At 67.8% G+C, this 2511-nt stretch carries 1 protein-coding gene; it reads left to right on the top strand.

The genetic code is table 11. The annotated features are described in order from the left end of the window. Positions 1 to 2511, top strand: a 2511-nt coding sequence (locus FFS49_RS41690; RefSeq protein WP_137951085.1) for an efflux RND transporter permease subunit, incomplete at both ends; no start/stop codon positions are given.

Genomic DNA, 2511 nt, shown 5'->3' with positions numbered 1-2511 from the left:
CGCTGCGCACACCGACCGACATCTTCCCCGACATCCGGATTCCGGTCATCAGCGTGGTGTGGAACTACGCGGGCCTGCAGCCGGCCGACATGGCCGGACGCATCGTCACCTACTACGAGCGCACGCTCGGCACGACGGTCAACGACGTTGCGCACATCGAGTCGCAGTCGTTCCGCAGCTTCGGGATCGTCAAGATCTTCTTTCAGCCGAGCGTCGACATTCGCACCGCGACCGCGCAGGTCACGTCGATCTCGCAGACGGTGCTCAAGCAGATGCCGCCGGGCACCACGCCGCCGCAGATCCTCAACTACAACGCATCGACCGTGCCCGTGCTGCAGCTGGCGCTGACGAGCGACACGCTGAACGAACAGCAGCTCGGCGACTATGCGACCAACGTGATCCGGCCTCAGCTGTTGTCCGTCGCGGGTGTCGCGATTCCGTCGCCGTACGGCGGCAAGGTACGCCAGGTGCAGATCGACCTCGATCCGCAGGCGCTGCAGGCGAAGGGGCTGTCCGCGCAAGATGTCGCAACCGCGCTGGCGCAGCAGAACCAGATCATCCCGGCCGGCACGCAGAAGATCGGCGGCTTCGAATACAACATCCGGCTCAACGACAGCCCGCTGACCATCGACCAGCTCAATGCGCTGCCGATCCGGAGCGTGAACGGCGCGGTGATCTTCATGCGCGACGTCGCGCACGTACGCGACGGTTATCCGCCGCAGGGCAACATCGTGCGCGTCGACGGCCGTCGCGCGGTGCTGATGAGCGTGCTCAAAAGCGGCTCGGCATCGACGCTCGACATCATCTCGGGCGTCAAGGCGCAGTTGCCGCGCATCGAGGCGACCCTGCCGCCGTCGCTCCGGCTCGTCGTGATGGGCGACCAGTCCGTGTTCGTCAAGGGCGCCGTCAGCGGCGTGGCGCGCGAAGGCCTGATCGCCGCCGCGCTCACGTCCGCGATGATCCTGCTGTTTCTCGGCAGCTGGCGCTCGACGCTGATCATCGCCGCATCCATCCCGCTCGCGGTGCTGGCCGCGATCGCGGCGCTCGCCGCCGCGGGCGAGACGCTCAACGTGATGACCCTCGGCGGGCTCGCGCTCGCGGTCGGCATTCTCGTCGACGATGCCACCGTCACGATCGAGAACGTGAACTGGCACCTCGAACAGGGCAAGGCGGTACGCGATGCGATCCTGGACGGCGCGTCGCAGATCGTCGCGCCGGCCTTCGTGTCGCTGTTGTGCATCTGCATCGTGTTCGTGCCGATGCTGCTGCTCGACGGCGTGGCCCGCTTCCTGTTCGTGCCGATGGCCGAAGCCGTGATCTTCGCGATGATCGCGTCGTTCGTGCTGTCGCGCACGTTCGTGCCGATGATGGCCCGCTACCTGTTGAAACCGCATGCTCCGCATCCGGCGGCCGCGCTCGCGCCGCATGGTGCGCCGTTCCCGCCGCCACGCGCCCGCAATCCGCTCGTCGCCTTCCAGCAGGGGTTCGAACGCCGCTTCGCGGCATTGCGCGCCGGCTACCGGGTCGTGCTCGGTCTCGCACTCGTCCACCGTGCGCGCTTCGTCGCGCTGTTCCTCGCCGCGGTGGCCCTGTCGTTCGTGCTGGTGCCATGGCTCGGCCGCAATTTCTTCCCGTCGGTCGACGCGGGCGAAATCGCGATCCACGTGCGCGCACCGATCGGCACGCGCATCGAGGAAACGGCCGCGCTGTTCGATCACGTCGAGCAGACGGTGCGCGGCATCGTGCCGCCGCACGCGATCGCGAGCATCGTCGACAACATGGGACTGCCGAACAGCGGGATCAACCTCACGTACAGCAACAGCGGCACGATCGGCCCGCAGGACGGCGACATCCTCGTGTCGCTCACGGGCGATCACGCGCCGACGGCCGACTACGTCAAACAGTTGCGCACGGTGCTGCCGCGTACGTTTCCCGGCGTGACGTTCTCGTTCCTGCCCGCCGACATCGTGAGCCAGATCCTCAACTTCGGCGCGCCCGCGCCGATCGACGTACAGGTGACCGGCCCCGACCTTGCCGGCAACCGCGCCTATGCCACCGATCTGCTGCGGCGCATCCGCAGCGTGCCGGGGGTTGCCGACGCACGCGTGCAGCAGGCGTCGACCTATCCGCAGTTCACGGTATCGGTCGACCGCACGCGTGCCGCGCAACTCGGCATCACCGAGCAGGACGTCACCAATGCCGTGGTCGCCAGCCTGTCGGGCACGAGCCAGGTGTCGCCCACCTACTGGCTCGATCCGCACAACGGCGTGTCGTATCCGATCGTCGCGCAGACGCCCCAGTACCGGATGACGTCGCTGTCGGACCTGCGCGCGCTGCCCGTCACGGGCCGCTCGGGCGCGCCGCAACTGCTCGGCGGGCTCGCGACGATCGTGCGCGGACAGACCGACGCGGTCGTGTCGCACTACGACATCGCACCGCTGTACGACATCTTCGCGACGACGCAGGATCGCGATCTCGGTGCGGTCAGCGCCGACATCGAACGCGTGCTGC

This window comes from Burkholderia sp. 4NA327C6 (assembly GCF_005502655.1).
Classification (GTDB): domain Bacteria; phylum Pseudomonadota; class Gammaproteobacteria; order Burkholderiales; family Burkholderiaceae; genus Burkholderia; species Burkholderia contaminans.
This window is presented reverse-complemented; position numbering and strand designations above follow the sequence as displayed.